Below are 15,569 nucleotides of genomic sequence, written 5' to 3'. Positions count from 1 at the left end.
CTTGGAGCCCAAGCTGACGCCGCCCACGCCCAAGGCACATTCGCATGAACCGTATCGTCCCGATGATCCTTGCCGTCGCGCTCTTCATGGAGCAGATGGATTCCACCGTCATTTCCACGTCGCTGCCGGCCATTGCCCGCGACATCGGCGTCGGGCCGATCACTCTCAAGCTGGCGCTGACCGCCTACATGGTGTCGCTGGCGATCTTCATTCCCTTGAGCGGCTGGATGGCCGATCGCTTCGGCGCCAAGAAGATTTTTCGCGCGGCTATCCTTGTCTTCATCGCCGGCTCGATCCTCTGCGCCATCTCCAACAGCCTGCTCGCCTTCGTGCTGTCGCGGTTCCTGCAGGGCATGGGCGGCGCGATGATGACGCCGGTCGCCCGCCTGGTGCTGGTGCGCAGCGCGCCGCGCAGCGAGCTCGTCTCGGCGATGGCGCTCCTGACGATCCCGGCGCTGGTCGGGCCGCTTGCCGGCCCGCCGCTCGGCGGCTTCATCACCACCTACTTCTCCTGGCACTGGATCTTCCTAATCAACGTGCCCGTCGGCATCGCCGGCTATATCCTCTCCGGCATCTACCTGCCCCACATGGAACCACGCAATCCGCCGCCGGTCGACATTGTCGGCTTCCTGCTCGGCGGCGTGGCGGCGTCAGGCGTCGTCTTCGGCCTGTCGGTCATCAGCCTGCCAGCACTGCCGCCGATCATCGGCATCGGTTCGGTGATCACGGGCGTGATTGCCACGCTCCTCTACATCGCCCATGCCAGGCGCCATCCGCACCCGATCCTCGACCTCAAGCTGTTTCACGACAGCGCCTTTCGCGCCGCCCAGATCGGCGGCACGGTGTTCCGCATCTCCGTCGGCGCCGTGCCCTTCCTGATGCCGCTAATGTTGCAGGTCGGCTTCGGCCTCAACCCGTTCCAGTCCGGCATGATCACCTTCATCGGCGCGGTCGGTGCGATCACCACCAAGTTCTACGCGCGCCGGGTGCTCGCCTTTGCCGGCTTCCGCACGACGCTGATCATCGCGGCCATCATTGCTGCAGTCACCACCTTCGCCAACGGCTTCTTCACACCGGCAACGCCCTATCTTGTGATGATCACGATCCTCCTGATCGCCGGTTTTGCCCGCTCGTTCTTCTTCACCAGCGTCAATGCGCTGTCCTTTGCCGATATCGACGACGCCGACGCCAGCAAGGCAACGTCGATGAGCGCCGTGTTGCAACAGATCAGTCTGGCGCTTGGGGTTGCCGTTGCCGGCGCAATCCTCGAAATCGAGACAACGGTAAGCGGCCAACCGCTGCAGCTCGACAACTTCCACACAGCGTTCATGATCATTGCGATCGCCAACCTTCTGGCGGCAATACCTTTCCTGACGATGGCGAAGAATGCCGGCGCCTCGGTCTCCGGACACAGGCTGCCCGTGCGCGAGATCGAAACGTCGGCAGGAAAATAATATCGGGGCGGGTTGACCTAAGGGCTATTCCGGCCGCTCGCAGACCGCCGACAGCTTGTTGCCGTCGAGATCGCGCACCCAGGCGCCGTAGAAATGGGCGTGGAATGGACGCAGGCCCGGCGCTCCCTCGTCGATGCCACCTTGGGCAAGGGCTGCCGCGTGGAAAGCATCGACCGCCGCGCGCGTTTCGGCCACAAGCGCGATCGTTACGCCGTTGCCGAAGGTTGCCGGCTTACCATTGAACGGTGTCACCACCCAGAACCGGCACCTGATGTCGCCGTCGGCGCCATAGCCGATTTCGGTCTCGTCCTGCCGCTGACGGCGGTACCCCAACGTCGCCAGAACCGGGTCGTAAAACGCGCCCGCGCCGTCGAGATCGTTGGTGCCGACCGTCACGTAAAGCAGCATGGCTCAGTCCGCCGCCTCGTCTTCTGCGGGCTCATCCGCGTCGGTCGCACGGCGTCCCTTGAAGCCCTTGGCAAGCAGGAACATCTCCACCGATTCGGCGCGCGAAGACGCCGGCTTGATGTGAATGACCTGGCGGAAGTTCTGCTTGAGCATGTTGAGCAGGTCGCGCTCGGTGCCTCCCTGGAAGGTTTTTGCCAGGAAATGCCCACCTTCGGCGAGAACGTCGACGGCGAAATGCGCCGCCACTTCGCACAGATGCATGGTGCGGAAATGGTCCGTCTGGCGGTGCCCCGTCGTCGGCGCCGCCATGTCGGAGATGACCAGGTCCGGCGTGCCGCCGATCGCTTCCATCAGCTTTTCAGGCGCCTGAGGGTCAAGGAAATCCATCTGCAGGATGCGCACGCCAGGCAGCGGATCCATCTCCAGGAAGTCGATCGCTGCAACACGCGGGTCGCCATCCGTCGAATTGGTCACCTTGGCGGCGATCTGCGACCAGCTGCCGGGGGCGGCCCCCAAGTCGATGATGCGGCGGGCACCATTGAGGATCTTGTGCTTCTCGTCGATCTCCAGAAGCTTGAAGGCGGCGCGGGCCCGGTAGCCTTCGAGCTGGGCGCGCTGGACATAGGGATCGTTGATGTGGCGCTCGATCCAGCGACGGGACGACGCCTTGAGCTTGCCCTTCTTGACCTTCTGGCCAAGCTTTCGGCCGCTGCGGTTGCCGCCAACAGGAGGTTTCGTCATATGTTTTATCCTTCGTGGCGGCGACGGCCGCGCATCGCTTCGGACGCGCCGGGCCTGCCGTATCTGCAGATGTTATCGCACAATTGCCTAAATCGATTTCCGATTGAAGGAATTATGTGGTCGAGCTGCGCTGATGCCTGCGCGGCCGCGAGCGTCGCCAGGCGCCATCGTCGGCCATCATGTCGGTGAGCAAGCCTTCCCGCAGCCCGCGGTCGGCAACGCGCATGCGTGTCGAGGGCCAGCGGCGGCGGATCGCTTCGAGGATCGCGCAACCGGCCAGCACCAGATCGGCGCGATCGGGGCCGATGCAGGGATTTGCCGCCCGCGCATCAAAATCCCAGGACAGAAGCCGCGCCTGCATGGCGGAGACCTCGTCGTCGGACAGCCAGAGCCCGTCGACGCGACGGCGGTCATAGCGCGGCAGATCCAGGTGAACGCCGGCAAGCGTCGTCACCGTGCCCGAGGTGCCGATCAGGTGGAAGCCGCTGCCGGCAATGCCCGTTGCGAGCGCCTCGACCGGCGGGCTGTCGAAACGCGACAGCATGCCCTCCACTTCCTGCACCATGGCTTCGAAGCTTGCGGGCGTCACATGCTGGCCGCCGTGGCGCTCGGAAAGGGTCACGACGCCGACCGGCAGCGAGGTCCAGTGGGTGATGTGGTTGGCGAGGCGGTTGGATCTGTTGTCGCCAATGCGGATAACGGCGATCTCCGAGGATCCGCCGCCGATGTCGAAGAGCACGACGGAGCGCGTCTCGCGATCAACCAGCGACGAGCAGCCGGACACGGCAAGCCGCGCCTCCGTCTCGCGGTTGATGATCTCCAGCTCGAGCCCCGTTTCCTTGGCGACGCGCTCAAGGAAGCTCTCGCCGTTTTCGGCCGCACGCGCGGCCTCGGTTGCGATCAACCGGCTGCGCCGAATGAGACGCCCGCCCAGCTTGGTGGCGCAGACCTTCAGCGCCTCGACGGCGCGGTCCATCGCGTCGTCGGACAACCGGCCGCTGGCGCCCAGTCCCTCACCCAGCCTGACGATGCGCGAGAAGGCGTCGACCACCCGGAACTGGCCGGGACGAGTCGGCTGCGCAATCAGCAGACGGCAATTGTTGGTGCCGAGATCCAGTGCCGCATAAAGCGGCGCCGGCGGCTCGCTGGCGGCAACGAAGGGTGCGCGAGGCTGGTCGGAACGCGACGGCGCTTGTCCGCCAGGCTGAGGCGCCGCGGGCCTGGATACGGCCGCCCCGTCATTGGGGCGCGACTGCGCCTGCTGCCGCTCGCCCGAGGTGAGTGGCCGCCCCTGAATGCCACGACGATGCCGCGCCTTCTTGTTGCGCTTGTGCCCTTTCCTGTCGCCCATGGCCGGGTCGACAAGCTGCACATCGCGGCTACCCGCAGATGCGGGTGCAGCCTGAGCCTGCTGTTTTGCGGATTTCGAACGACGACGCCGTTTGCGCTTGCGCGCCGGTTCCGCATCGTCTGGTCCTGCGGGACGCCCTGCCATGCCGGCACCGCCGGGTTGGCTGGCAATTGCAGACGGCGAAGCAGACGACTTGCGCCGTTTCCGCTTGCCCTTGCCGTTGCGCGGAACCATCTTGTGTCCATCGCTACGGCCTGCTGCCGACGCCCCGGATTCGGACGGCTTTTCGCCGTGATCGGGGTCTTTCACTTGTCTCAACCATCGCGCCGCGCAAAGCTTTATCAGCCGCTCAAGGCGCTTTCTCGATTTTTCGTTGGGGCGACTGTACCAGCGCCGCCCCCATTCGCCAAACTTTTTTTGAGAAACGGCTTGTGCACAACAATTCGGACGAGCGGCCGGTCCGGCCTATCCCCTCGCAAACAAGGCAAGTTCAGCGCCAAGCCGTCCCGTTCCCTTCACCACCGCGAGACGATCTTCGCTTCATGCACGATTTTTTTGCAAAAGGTATTTGCATCGGCCGCTGATTTGTTTATAAGCCCGCCAACCACACCGACGGGCTTCGCCCCGACGGCGGCTTTGGGGAATAGGTTAACGGTAGACCCACGGACTCTGACTCCGTTAGTCCTGGTTCGAATCCAGGTTCCCCAGCCAACCACTTTCACGGCAAAATCAAGTACTTAGCGTGCGAAATCGATTTCGTTGCCGCCTTTGTCATGTCGCGCATGTTGCAACGGGATTCCGTTGATTCACAACGGTTTCCCAGAGACGCCGGCAACTCCACGCGACATGAAATGCAACATGTTGCGCCCCTTTCTTCGTGCTCCTACCGAATCTTGCGGATCAAAGCGCGCTCAAGTTCACGCTCGAACATGTAGTAGATGTCCTTCTTCTTGGATGAGTGGGTGGGCCTTAGCCGAAAACACCGCCCTTCCTTAACGTGATCGAAGGCGCCAAAGCGCGCGACGTTGTGAATAGGACGGTGTCTATCCGAGAGACGGATCTCATAATCCCCGTCGCCTTGAAACGGCACGATCCGCGGCTTTTCCGGCTCAAGAAAGCTGACGATGTGGTTTTCGTTACGGATGATCCGGACGCCCTCGCCATGTACGGCGACCATGGCAGCCTCCATCGCGGCGACAGCTGCCTCAAGCTGTTCCTGTGGCGTTAGCTCCGGGGCTACAGTGTCGACCTGGATGAATGGAGTGGCGGCAGCAGCCACGGCCGGGGTAGTGGCAGCAACTAGAGCCCCTTTCAGAAAGCCTCTCCGGTTCATTGGATGTTCTCCTGCTCGATCGCGTAGAAAGCATCGCGGAGCTTGGTCGCGCGCATGGCAACGTCATTCCACGCAAAGCTGAGAGTGCTGAGTTCCGACTTGGTGATGAGAATGGCCGGCATACCCTCAACCTCCCTCGTCGGCTTCAAGCTGCGTTCGAGCATGTCGGATAGGATTTCCGACATGTGGTCGATCGAGCAGATTTCATTTTCCAGATCGCGATAGGCAAGCAATCTGTCTACCCGCTTTCTGCTGGTCATAGCTTCGCCGGCAGCCGGTTTCATCGTCGGCATCGAAGTCTCCCTGTATCTGAGCTACTATTAACTGTGTATGGTAACTATATGTTAATTCGTATGCTGTCAACGTAAACCTGTGTGTGGTACATGTTTTCGATATTAGGAGATCGGGAATGCTGACAACTGGGAACCAACTTAAGGCCGCGCGGGCGCTGGCGGGCGTGGAGCAGACCGAGGTCGCCACTGCGGCCAACGTTCACGTCAATACAATCCGGGCGATGGAAGCCTCGGGAGCATCGCCGATCAGCGGACGCGCTCAGAATGTTCAGGCTGTGCAGCGCGCTCTGGAAAATTTCGGAATCGAGTTTCTTAATCATGGGCAGCCGGGAGTACGGCTTCGCAAGAGCGAATAGACAGGTGCTTGACATGAGCACAACACGTCGCTGACTGTGAAGGTCGCAAAAGCACGCGATGCATGAGGATCGGGCCATGAGCGACGCAATAGGCGATGATGACCCTATCCCCCTCGCCCAGGCCGCAAGCGTTTTCTTCCACGGCGCACTGACAAAATCGGCCCTCCGCACTGAAGCCCGGAAAGGCAACCTGGAAATTGTGCGGATTGCGAACAAGGACTTCGTAACGCGCAATGCCATTAGGAGCATGATCGACCGGTGTAAGTTCTCCTCGCCGGCACCCGAGCCTCCTAAGTCGAGCCAGATCTCTGCTCAAGAAGCTCTCCGGGAGATTCTTGCAAAACGGAAGCAAAAGCGAACGCGGCCAGGGAGCCATTCGGATGTCGACCGCCCAAATGCCTTCACTCCGCAGGGGCTAGCCGATCGATGGGGCTGCTCAGAAAGGCACGTGCGGAACATGTTAAAACGGGGAGACATTCGGTCATTCCTGTTTGGAGGGAGGCTTGTGAGAATTTCGTGGGAAGAAGTTGACCGTTTTGAGCGGTCTGGCGGATCGCCTGCTCGAAAATGACCGCACCGGCCGTCGTCAGACAATCAGATTTGCGCCGAATGGCCTCCGTTGCTCGCGAGTACGGTGTGTGCGTCGAAATGGAGGTAAACGGCGCTGTTATCAGAGTCCGGCCTGACAACCAGCAACTGAAAGAGATCAGCGAACCCAGCAGAGGCGGCAGCTTAGCTCAGTGGAGAAGCCGCCACGAAAATCTCGATATACCCTTCAGTCAGATACCCAGGGAGCCAATTCAACCGCCGTTAAACCATCGCGAAGCACGTGCGATGGCGCAGTTGGTATCGGTTGGTATTGACCAACCAATAGACTGGTATGCTCTGAAAGGTTTCGGAAAAGATACACAGAAGAAGCTTTCAGACCGAGGCTTTATTGGAGTCGGCGAGGAGAAGGATAGGTTGGGCAATCCGGACAGGATATGGCTGACGAGCACCGGTGCTAAAGCAATGCGCGATCAGCGTTCCCATCATCAAAAGTACCCAATTCTCTAAGAGACCTTTGCGCATTTCACGAGTCCGTTTATCGGTCACAGTACGGCGCGAAGGCTCGCGTAGAAGTCCCTCATGATTTAGCATAGAACAATGCCGACGACGCGCCAGAAAGAGGCGTTCTCGGTGGGCTCCCCTTTGCAGCGGAGAGAGAAACTATGCCCCAAGGCATCCCCGGCAACTGGGCCAATCCGGACGGTGAAACTCGCTTCGATCGCGCCATAACGCCCGCTGACGCAGTTGCGATCCTTCAGCGACTAAATATCGCTGTTTCGGAGCGCGCTCTCCGCGAGAGAGCGAGAAAACTTGGCGCTTGCCGTATCATTGGGCGAGCTATGTTTCTGCTGCCTGAGGATGTCGACACGATCCTGGAGGCTAGTCGGCCATGTCCCTCATCATCTATCGTCGTGGCAAGATCTGGCATTACCGGGGCACGATTGCCCGAAGGCGGCTACGAGGCTCTACTCGCACGACTGACAAAGAAACAGCAGAAAGGATCGTCGCCCAAAGGGAGTCGACCGAGTGGAAAAGCGAACTCTACGGTCCCGAGGCAGTCCTGACATTTTCACAAGCCGTCTCGCTCTACCTAGATGCCCAAAAGTCCGATCGCTTCCTCGTTAAGCTAGTGAGCTACTGGAAGGATACCCTTGTCCGTTCAATCAACTCCGGAAAGGTAAGGCAGGCAGCAGTCGCTCTTTATCCGAACGGCTCAGCGGCCACGAGGAACAGACAAGTCATCGTGCCGATGCAGGCGGTCATCAACCATGCAGCGGACATGGATCTGTGCCGGCATCTCAAGGTGAAGCGCTTCCCGGTCGAGACGAAAGCCAAGGAACCGGCAACTTGGGAATGGGTGCAGAAGTTCATGGCGCAGGCGAACCCGCATCTTGGGGCGCTGTGCTGCTTCATGTTTCTGACTGGAGCCCGGATATCGGAAGCCGTGAACGTTCGTTGGAAAGACTTGGACTTGTCTTCGGGTACGGCGCTTATCCGACAGAGCAAGGTCAGAACAGAGCGGAAGGCTCACATGCCGTCGGTCCTCGTCGAGGCGATAGGCGGCATTCAGAGCAATAGAGAACCGAGTTCGAAGGTGTTCAAGTATTCATCGCTGAACAGCGCCAGGTCGCCATGGCGCGGAGCCGTCCAGCGCGCCGGAATCAAGCCCCTGACCTATCACGCCTGTCGGCATGGGTTCGCTACGGCGATGCTGCACAAAGGGGTCGATCCGATCACAGTCGCCAAGCTGGGAGGCTGGAAATCAGCCCACCACGTCTTTGCCACCTATGGGCACGCAATGAACGACGAGACGTTGGCAGATCGAATTGTAGAAACCGCCGATCCCTCCCAAGTCTGATAGTTGACGCCCGCCGATGGCCCGATACGTTTACCGCCGTGGAGGACGCTGCGATGCTTGAATGGGAAACTGTGTCGGACGAAGAAGCCATCGAATTCGCAATCGAAGAGCACGGAAAGGACGCGACAACTTCCGTCGCCTACTGTGGGCTTGAGGCGAAACTGAACGGCGATAGCCCGGAGTCCAGGTTCTGGTTCGACCTTTTCATGAAGCTTCAAAAGAAAGACCATGTCGGGTGGGCTTAGTAGATGTCGCTGACCACTGCCTTCATCTCCGAACTCGTCTGGGCCGCCAACCAAGCGGGAAATCTGACCGCCTTTGAGAACCAGCGCTTGCTGGAGCGTGCTGTGGCGACGATCCGCGACATGCGCGAGCAAATTGGCATTCCCAGCAGCAAGACGGCGGCCGACGCTGTGATCGACCTTCAGACGACCGCCGCGGCGATCGACAATCGAACCGGAGAGCAGATCAAGGCAGCACTGCTCGACGCGGCGGATATGATCCGGACGTTGCGGATAATTCTGGATGGGAAGGAATGAACGAGACTGCTTGCCTGCCGCGGAAAGGTAGTGTCTTGTCAGGTCACAACTGGGGGATTAGCAATGCCGACACAAACTTGGCAGCCTCGATTTCCGAAAGACTACCCTTCAGGCCCGCCAGGAGAGTTGCGGAGGTTTTTCGCGAACTCACCTTATCTCGCGTTTATTAAGTTGGCCCGCACCGATGCTGTTGAGGGCATCAAAGTTGTCGCGCACATGTTGAACAAGAACGGCGAGACGTGGGAGCACGAACTCCTGATCGGCATGCCGCCCTTCTACGACACGGCTCAAAACCTGACTTTGACAGCGTGGTACACTCAAGGCGTCGTTGTGCCGAAACCGGTCCAGGCAAAGCTGACAGTCACCTGGCAGCGTGACGATTTCCCTGAACGTCGGGACTAGCCTGCATCTGCTCAAGGCAGTGCCAAAGCTAAAACTTGGGCGGCCATTTCTTTGCCTGACGTTCGCCCCTGTCCCGAAATCTAGCTTGTAGAATACTGCAATAGCCAACGAGGATGGGATCAGCGTAGCCTCCGCACAAGAGGAGACGCTAATGGATGAAATCTCTGCAATCACCGACCTTGCCGACAACGAGCTCCGAGAGGTCTGCCTGGTGGCCGTGTTCCTGCTTGCCCAAGCAAACTGGGCCGAAGGGTCCGACGACGATATGTGGCGGGACGTCCTCGATGAGGCCTATCGGCGCGGTTGGACGGATAGGCGCGTCTCGATCGAGACAGTCTCGGTAAATTAGTGAGGCCTTGCAGAACGTGGGGCGCGCCCTACTATTCTCGGCAGGAGGACTCGCCATGTCGAAAGTTCCCACGCCGAAACATCCAGATCGCGACATCCTTAGCCATGATGCGATGAAGTCCCACTACCAGACGCTGGCTGATCGAATGGAAGAAAAGGGCTGGTCGCGTGTGGATATCGCCATTGATCTAATGGTTCAGGATGCGGCAAACCACTTCCTCGGGATGAACGGCAACGCCGAGATGTTCGAGCGTGGCGCCGGCGCTGTGCTGCTCGCACCGAAACATCACTGACGCCCCTTCCTAAATCTGGTCGTTGACTCTCTGAACCAATGAGAACATTTGTAGAACGAATGAACTCTGAAGGCGACGAGCATGAGCGACGAAACCGGCGCGGTGAAGGCTGCGACAGCCGGCCCGTATTTCCACTATTGCGAACACCCAGGCTGCAAGAAATGGGGCAGCTTCGGCTTTGCCGTCGGAAGAGCCACCCCAAACTGGTTCTGCCTCGAGCCTCGGCCTGAATGGAAGAAGGGCAATGCCTAGGAACGGTGCCTGGTGGCTTTCCGAACTGGTCGCCAAGGTTCGGGTCGAATGTTCATGCGGCATGAAGAAACAATATGACGCCAAGGCGCTGCTGGAGCGTGTCGGCGACATGCCGATGCCCTCTCTCTTGGGCAAGCTGGCCGAGGCCAATGGCTGCTCGAAAACCAAAAACACCTTCAATGATCGCTGCCAGCTGAAATACAGCGACCCAATGCCTTCGGAGGCCCCGCCCTCCCGATCGTACCGGCTGGCAATGCGGAGCCAGCCGGACGACCGGAAGAAATCACCTTCGCCAATCTGCCGGAGTGGTATGAGCTTTTCTGCCAATGCAAACGCTGCGGCCGAGAACGTCACCTCGATCGACACGGCCTGGCGCGTCGGTTCGGCACGACGCAGTCGATCGTCGCACTTGGTCGACGCATGCGCTGCAAAGTGTGCAGCAACAACAGCGGAAATATGATCCGGGTGGGGAAACAGCGACGGTGATTGTCGACCGCCGCGATGGACCATCGTTGCCGCACGCGAATTATACGAGCGCCCCAACGTATCAACCACCAAGGCCCCTCTTCCCCGGGCCGGCAGGGACGCATTTATTCGAGGGCCGAGACGCGGCTATCGAGCGACTGATTTCTGCTCTCGACATCGTCGACATCACTCCTGACGCTACTTATCTCACTGGTCAGGTTGAGAATTTCCATCTCGCGGTCCTGGAGTGCGCTCTCTGTCTCCCGCAGCTTCCGCTCAAGGTCGCCGATTTTGGTGTTGAGGGCATTGATTATATTCGCGTGCTGGTTAATCGCGTCGTTCTGCTCATTGTGCAAGCACACGAGATACTCCAGCCGCTTGTTGAGCTTGCTGTCGAAGTCGTATCCAAAACCCTCACTGCAGAATGCCTGAGCTTGTGCTGCAGAGCCAAGCAGAACGAGCGTGGCAATAGTCTGGCGCATAATTGGTCCCTCAATCGATTCCCCCAGGCATGAAGCCATGGAAGCGCGCAAAGAAAAAGCCCGCAAGGGCGAGACGGCGCGCGTGGCGCGCACGAGGCTTCATGCGTTAACTGAGAACCGAAGCAGCAACGCTAATTTAGCAGCGCAGACTCGACTCTTCGTTAAGTTGTGCCATGATCCCCATGGGTATTGAGGGGAATACAATTGAAATCTTTTATCTTTTCGCGGCTAAGCTTGGCCGCGACGATCGCGTTTGCCTTATCGAGCTGCACAACGACGCAGGCAGAATTTCGCAAAGATCCCGCGCGCGTGACCAAGTCCGCGCTCTGTCGGACCTTCATAACGAATACCGATCTAGCCTTTACGCAGGAACTCACCGGCGAGTTGGCACGTCGCCGCATCGACCCAATCGAATGCGTCAACATGGTGCAGCAGGAGAATCAAGCTGCGGCCGCTGTTGTCGCTGTCGCACTGGTGGGGACCGCCATTGCCGTCTGCGCAAACAATGACTGCGGTGGCGGCTCCTATCCTACCTACCGGGGGAATTGCCAATACGACTGGCAGCGAGACGCCGCGGGCAACCGTTGTGGCAGAAGAAGTGCCTCCTCTAAGCCGGGGGGATGGTAATGCGGTTTGAGAAGTTTCCGATCCTCACGCTTGCATTGGCTATAGCGCTGATTGTCACTTCAACCAGCTTCGCAACGGCACACGGCGGCGGATGCAGAAAAAGCTCGCCTCCTGGTCAATGCTGCCACATGGACAAGAAAGCTGGCTCCGTACATTGCCACTGAGATCAAGCCCAAAGGGAGGACTAAATGAACCGCGTGATTTTGCTCGTAGTAGCCGCTCTGCTTTCGAGCCCCGCTTACAGCTGGGATGGGACCGACACGGAAACGGGCGCGTCGATTGAGATCGGAAAGGGCAACTTGGTTCGCGAAGGGCGGGACATCGAGATCTACGACAACGAGACTGGCGACTATCGTGACGTGACGATCGAAGACATAAATCGCCATGGATCGGGCGTTGAGATCGAAGTTTACGACAGCGAAAGTGGCGAGTACCGCACCTTCGAAATGGAAGACGACTGACAGCCTAATAACTTGACTCCGGAGTTGGCCCCAGCAATCTTCCCGCTCCTTCCTAGGAGTCGTGGAGTACAATTATGCCTGGAAAATTCAACCCTTATCGACCTGACAAGGTTGCTCCTCCAGGAATGTTCGCGGGCCGATACCCCGAGATCCAATTCATCGATGGATGTTTGCGACAAACAAAGCATGGCAATCCGAAGCATTTCCTGATCACCGGCGAGCGTGGCATCGGGAAGTCGTCACTCGTTTTGCTGCAACAAATGGTTGCTTCTGGCAGAGTTTCTGTGGCCGGGGATACCCGTTACACCTTCATGGTGATCAACGTGGCGCTTAGACGAGAGGATACGTTCCTTTCGATCATCGATCGCATAGCCCGCGAACTACGCAAACAAATCTCAAAGGAAAATGCTCTAGGAAGCATCGTTCTAAAATCCATCGACTTCTTGTCCCGCATCGAGGCGGCAGGAGTGCGATTCAACAGGGATAGCCTTGCGGGCAGCGAAGAAGAAAGCATGGCGTCGCTGCAAGATGATTTCGAAAACACCATACTAAAAATGGGAGATGCGAAGGACGGCATCTTGCTTCTGATAGATGAGGCCGACCGACCAGGATCAGATGCTAATTTGGGCCTTTTCTGTAAGCTGCTTACAGAAGAAATGTCGATGCGCGGCTGCGATAAAATTTGCATCGGTCTGGCAGGTCTCCCAGCGCTTACTTCCAAATTGCGGGAGAGCCATGAATCGTCCCTAAGACTATTTCATGTTCTAAATCTCAAGCCTCTTGAACCGGCCGAACGACGAGCCGTCCTCGACGCCGGCATTAAGGAAGCAAATAGCAAGAACCCGACGCCCGTAGTTATCGACGAGATGGCATACGACATGATCGGAAATTTTTCGGAAGGGTACCCCCATTTCCTTCAAGAGTTTGCCTATTGCGCCTTTGAAGCGGATAGTGACAACGAGATAACGCCCAAGGATTTTCTGAATAGCCTTTTTGAAGAAAATGGAGCCTTCGACCAACTGGGTGTAAAGTATTTCGACAAGAATTATTCGACGCCTGGGTCTGACGACTACCGCAAAGTTCTGGACGCTATGTCGGAGCACGCCGACAGCTGGGTTAACAGGGCGACTTTGATTTCCGAGTCCAGCCTCAAACCTTCAACTGTCGATAATGCCTTGCGGGCTTTGAAGGGGAAAGACATCATCGTCCAAGATGAAACCCGGGCGGGCTTCTACAAACTTCCCAACCGATCGTTTGCTGCGTGGATCAGCCTTCGTAAAAAGGCCAAGGCCAGTGGAGCGCACTTGCCGGATTCTGATGAGGGACCTTGATCCGCCGCTCGCACCTTGGATAACTTCCGCTATGGATCTGCAAGCGTTTAATGGAACCTACAGACGCCTACTGACAGCTACAGACGTCTAATGAAGCCATGGTCATCTAATGACGCCTACTAACGGCTACAGACCTCTAATGTGAGCTACAGACTGCTACTGACGCTTAATGGGCACTAATGCAGACAGAGAGACCCGACACGTTTTAGTGAGATCTAGCGTCGCAACTGATTCCCGTCGCGCTGCCCTACCTCGATGCGCTGCAGGATCTCGCGCATCACCTTCAGGTCGCCGGATTGCTGACTGCAAGCGGCGGCGGCTGTGCATCCGGTAGAATGCGTATTTCCTCATGATTGCAATTGTGCATTATGCGCCACCGAGAGGAGAGCAAGATCATGTCCTATGATTGGCAAGGCGCCCGTCGGCGTCGCTATAGACAGGCACGCCTTTGGCTTTTAATCGCGTTGGCAGCTTGGCTGACCGCTCTCGCCCTAGCGCCATAATCGCGCGTCAAGGGATGTGAAACCCGCCCTTGATCATGAAGCCGATCACCCCGGCGATCAATCCGCCGATGATCAGCTTGTTGACCCATTTCAGCGTCCCTGTCAGATCATCCATCTTCCGATCCATGACGCCGAACTTCTCGAGCAAACTTTTCCACTGCTCGTCCTTCTTCGCGTCGGCGATGTCGGATAGCTGCTTCCAAGCCTCAAGATTGGTCAAGCGTTGGTCGCTGGCCGCTGATTTGTGCTCTAAGGCAACCACGCGTGAGCGAAGGTCGGTTTCCATCGGTTGATCCTCAATGCCCATTCCTGCCCCTCGTGCATGCATGCCATGCAATGCTGTTCGCGGTGGAAGGGCGCCCGCCGCCGAGCGCCCCGCTATGCCGTCACTGTTGGTTCTTCGGCGCCAGATAGGTCAGCACCGCCGGCAGGCCGATCGTGATCGCGTAGAGCGCCAGATAGCCGTACCAGGGCGTGTCATCCGGCATGAAGGGAATGCCGACAGTGCCGACGCCAGCGCCGCCGGCTGCCGCAGCCAGCGCTTTCGAAATGCCGCCCATTATTGAGCCTCCTTGAGTGCGAGAGAGACAGTCGCGTAGGCCGTGGCCACGACGACAAGCGCGTTGGCCGCCGTGACGCTGCCAGGATCGGTGCAGATGACGCGGACGCCGTTGTAGGCCGCCGCTTCCTTGGCGATGGTGGATGCCTTGATGTTGCCGGAGACAGATGCCGCCACGAACGCGGCATGCGCCGTCTCGAGCAAAGCGCAGGTCTTCGGCAGGCTGGTCTTGATTGCCGTGTCGATCGACGAGGTGGTGGTGCAGGCGGACAGCCCAAGGGCCGCCGCTGCTACGAAAAGCAGAGAGCGCATGTGGTTTCCTTCGATGTTGGGAGGTTGGTTAGAGGCGGGCTTTTACTTCGGCGCGCATCTTGTCGCCGCATGCTTTGGCGCCGATCACGTTCGGAGCGAACGGCAACCGGGTGAAATCCCACTTTCCGGCCTGCTTGATGCCCAGGTTCGGCTGAACCTCGGCATGGGAGAGGATCGTCTTCGAGGTGACCGGGATCTTGTAGAAGGCGGCAAGGTGAGCGATCACGTCCATGGCGCGATGCCACTGCGTTTCCGTCATCGGGAATTTGCCCGGGTTGAACGGGCTTTCGATGGCCCCGGCCATGCAGGCGAGTGAAACGCCGATCGAGCCGGTGTTGCAGCTGCGCGTGTGGGCTGCATAGTCATCGTCAGCCGTGTTCACGTTGTCGGAAACGGTATGGTCGCCGCGGACGACGTTGCCAGTTCCCTCGATGATGAAATGATAGTGCTCTTTGTCGAGATCAGAGGCTCGATAAGCGCCGGCGCTCCAATGCGCGATGATACGCGACATCTTCACCGGATGGAGCCATTCCAGCGGCAGGCGGTAGGTCATCTTGAAATTACCTTTCGGTGAGCCAGGTTGGATATGCAACTCTGAAGCAAGCGGGAGGCAGCCTTGGATTGCTCCGACAGCTTTGAAATTCAGTGCCCG

General features: G+C 58.7%; 23 protein-coding genes and 1 tRNA gene. 13 read left to right on the top strand and 11 right to left on the bottom strand.

Features of this window, described 5'->3' with window-relative positions:
* The first annotated feature begins 44 nt into the window (after positions 1 to 44).
* On the top strand, positions 45 to 1,454 hold the full coding sequence (locus AC07UR_RS03805; RefSeq protein WP_209787373.1) for a DHA2 family efflux MFS transporter permease subunit: 1,410 nt from the start codon (positions 45 to 47) through the stop codon (positions 1,452 to 1,454).
* Between the two features lie 24 nt (positions 1,455 to 1,478).
* Here the strand turns inward: AC07UR_RS03805 and AC07UR_RS03800 are convergent, their stop codons facing one another.
* From AC07UR_RS03800 to AC07UR_RS03790, 3 genes are all read right to left on the bottom strand, one after another.
* Positions 1,479 to 1,862: a VOC family protein gene (locus AC07UR_RS03800; protein ID WP_115420889.1), complete on the bottom strand. Its 384-nt coding sequence runs from the start codon at positions 1,860 to 1,862 to the stop codon at positions 1,479 to 1,481.
* Between the two features lie 3 nt (positions 1,863 to 1,865).
* Positions 1,866 to 2,603 carry an RlmE family RNA methyltransferase gene (locus AC07UR_RS03795; RefSeq protein ID WP_173419101.1) on the bottom strand — a complete coding sequence of 246 codons (738 nt, stop codon included), beginning with the start codon at positions 2,601 to 2,603 and terminating at the stop codon, positions 1,866 to 1,868.
* A gap of 112 nt (positions 2,604 to 2,715) precedes the next feature.
* A complete protein-coding gene (locus AC07UR_RS03790; RefSeq protein WP_209788494.1) occupies positions 2,716 to 4,263 on the bottom strand; it encodes a Ppx/GppA phosphatase family protein in 1,548 nt (515 codons plus the stop codon).
* Positions 4,264 to 4,591: 328 nt separating this feature from the next.
* Between AC07UR_RS03790 and AC07UR_RS03785 the strand changes: the two genes are divergently transcribed.
* Positions 4,592 to 4,665: transfer RNA gene (locus AC07UR_RS03785), tRNA-Gln, on the top strand.
* Positions 4,666 to 4,837: 172 nt separating this feature from the next.
* On the opposite strand, the gene AC07UR_RS03780 is transcribed toward AC07UR_RS03785, so the two are convergent.
* Both AC07UR_RS03780 and AC07UR_RS03775 read right to left on the bottom strand, forming a co-directional pair.
* On the bottom strand, positions 4,838 to 5,287 hold the full coding sequence (locus tag AC07UR_RS03780) for a twin-arginine translocation signal domain-containing protein (protein WP_494699957.1): 450 nt from the start codon (positions 5,285 to 5,287) through the stop codon (positions 4,838 to 4,840).
* Positions 5,284 to 5,580, bottom strand: coding sequence for a hypothetical protein (locus tag AC07UR_RS03775; RefSeq protein ID WP_494699958.1), 297 nt, complete (start codon positions 5,578 to 5,580; stop codon positions 5,284 to 5,286). The genes AC07UR_RS03780 and AC07UR_RS03775 overlap by 4 nt, the downstream gene beginning before the upstream one ends.
* A gap of 116 nt (positions 5,581 to 5,696) precedes the next feature.
* Between AC07UR_RS03775 and AC07UR_RS03770 the strand changes: the two genes are divergently transcribed.
* From AC07UR_RS03770 to AC07UR_RS03735, 8 genes are all read left to right on the top strand, one after another.
* Entirely contained in the window at positions 5,697 to 5,936 is a 240-nt protein-coding gene (locus AC07UR_RS03770; RefSeq protein WP_494699959.1) for a hypothetical protein, read from the top strand.
* Between the two features lie 567 nt (positions 5,937 to 6,503).
* The gene (locus AC07UR_RS03765; RefSeq protein WP_494699960.1) at positions 6,504 to 6,992 is read left to right on the top strand and encodes a hypothetical protein; all 489 of its coding nucleotides are present in this window, start codon (positions 6,504 to 6,506) and stop codon (positions 6,990 to 6,992) included.
* Positions 6,993 to 7,374: 382 nt separating this feature from the next.
* The gene (locus AC07UR_RS03760; protein ID WP_494699961.1) at positions 7,375 to 8,343 is read left to right on the top strand and encodes a tyrosine-type recombinase/integrase; all 969 of its coding nucleotides are present in this window, start codon (positions 7,375 to 7,377) and stop codon (positions 8,341 to 8,343) included.
* 53 nt (positions 8,344 to 8,396) lie between these two features.
* Positions 8,397 to 8,588, top strand: a complete 192-nt coding sequence (locus tag AC07UR_RS03755) for a Y4oE-related protein (RefSeq protein ID WP_494699962.1) — start codon at positions 8,397 to 8,399, stop codon at positions 8,586 to 8,588.
* A 3-nt stretch (positions 8,589 to 8,591) separates the two neighbouring features.
* The gene (locus tag AC07UR_RS03750) at positions 8,592 to 8,882 is read left to right on the top strand and encodes a hypothetical protein (protein ID WP_494699963.1); all 291 of its coding nucleotides are present in this window, start codon (positions 8,592 to 8,594) and stop codon (positions 8,880 to 8,882) included.
* A gap of 63 nt (positions 8,883 to 8,945) precedes the next feature.
* Entirely contained in the window at positions 8,946 to 9,284 is a 339-nt protein-coding gene (locus AC07UR_RS03745; RefSeq protein WP_494699964.1) for a hypothetical protein, read from the top strand.
* Positions 9,285 to 9,435: 151 nt separating this feature from the next.
* Complete coding sequence (locus AC07UR_RS03740; protein ID WP_494699965.1) at positions 9,436 to 9,633, top strand: hypothetical protein; 198 nt, start codon at positions 9,436 to 9,438, stop codon at positions 9,631 to 9,633.
* A gap of 55 nt (positions 9,634 to 9,688) precedes the next feature.
* Positions 9,689 to 9,925 carry a hypothetical protein gene (locus tag AC07UR_RS03735; protein ID WP_494699966.1) on the top strand — a complete coding sequence of 79 codons (237 nt, stop codon included), beginning with the start codon at positions 9,689 to 9,691 and terminating at the stop codon, positions 9,923 to 9,925.
* A 9-nt stretch (positions 9,926 to 9,934) separates the two neighbouring features.
* Here the strand turns inward: AC07UR_RS03735 and AC07UR_RS03730 are convergent, their stop codons facing one another.
* Both AC07UR_RS03730 and AC07UR_RS03725 read right to left on the bottom strand, forming a co-directional pair.
* A complete protein-coding gene (locus AC07UR_RS03730) occupies positions 9,935 to 10,735 on the bottom strand; it encodes a hypothetical protein (RefSeq protein WP_494700015.1) in 801 nt (266 codons plus the stop codon).
* A 32-nt stretch (positions 10,736 to 10,767) separates the two neighbouring features.
* On the bottom strand, positions 10,768 to 11,124 hold the full coding sequence (locus AC07UR_RS03725; protein ID WP_494699967.1) for a hypothetical protein: 357 nt from the start codon (positions 11,122 to 11,124) through the stop codon (positions 10,768 to 10,770).
* A gap of 204 nt (positions 11,125 to 11,328) precedes the next feature.
* Here AC07UR_RS03725 and AC07UR_RS03720 point away from each other — a divergent pair, with 204 nt between their 5' ends.
* The 3 genes from AC07UR_RS03720 to AC07UR_RS03710 all read left to right on the top strand — a co-directional run bounded on the left by AC07UR_RS03720 (position 11,329) and on the right by AC07UR_RS03710 (position 13,543).
* Positions 11,329 to 11,751 (top strand): hypothetical protein, encoded by a 423-nt coding sequence (locus AC07UR_RS03720; RefSeq protein WP_494699968.1) that lies wholly within the window; start codon positions 11,329 to 11,331, stop codon positions 11,749 to 11,751.
* A gap of 188 nt (positions 11,752 to 11,939) precedes the next feature.
* On the top strand, positions 11,940 to 12,212 hold the full coding sequence (locus tag AC07UR_RS03715) for a DUF5334 family protein (RefSeq protein WP_494699969.1): 273 nt from the start codon (positions 11,940 to 11,942) through the stop codon (positions 12,210 to 12,212).
* A gap of 74 nt (positions 12,213 to 12,286) precedes the next feature.
* Positions 12,287 to 13,543: an ATP-binding protein gene (locus AC07UR_RS03710; protein WP_494699970.1), complete on the top strand. Its 1,257-nt coding sequence runs from the start codon at positions 12,287 to 12,289 to the stop codon at positions 13,541 to 13,543.
* 510 nt (positions 13,544 to 14,053) lie between these two features.
* Here the strand turns inward: AC07UR_RS03710 and AC07UR_RS03705 are convergent.
* From AC07UR_RS03705 to AC07UR_RS03690, 4 genes are all read right to left on the bottom strand, one after another.
* A complete protein-coding gene (locus tag AC07UR_RS03705) occupies positions 14,054 to 14,332 on the bottom strand; it encodes a hypothetical protein (RefSeq protein WP_494699971.1) in 279 nt (92 codons plus the stop codon).
* Positions 14,333 to 14,432: 100 nt separating this feature from the next.
* Complete coding sequence (locus AC07UR_RS03700; RefSeq protein ID WP_494699972.1) at positions 14,433 to 14,606, bottom strand: hypothetical protein; 174 nt, start codon at positions 14,604 to 14,606, stop codon at positions 14,433 to 14,435.
* A complete protein-coding gene (locus tag AC07UR_RS03695; RefSeq protein ID WP_494699973.1) occupies positions 14,606 to 14,917 on the bottom strand; it encodes a cell wall anchor protein in 312 nt (103 codons plus the stop codon). The genes AC07UR_RS03700 and AC07UR_RS03695 overlap by 1 nt, the downstream gene beginning before the upstream one ends.
* Before the next feature lie 28 nt (positions 14,918 to 14,945).
* On the bottom strand, positions 14,946 to 15,470 hold the full coding sequence (locus AC07UR_RS03690) for a peptidoglycan recognition protein family protein (RefSeq protein WP_494699974.1): 525 nt from the start codon (positions 15,468 to 15,470) through the stop codon (positions 14,946 to 14,948).
* Positions 15,471 to 15,569 lie beyond the last annotated feature (99 nt).

It is taken from the genome of Ensifer sp. GW821-FHT05G01 (assembly GCF_059419585.1).
This window is presented reverse-complemented; position numbering and strand designations above follow the sequence as displayed.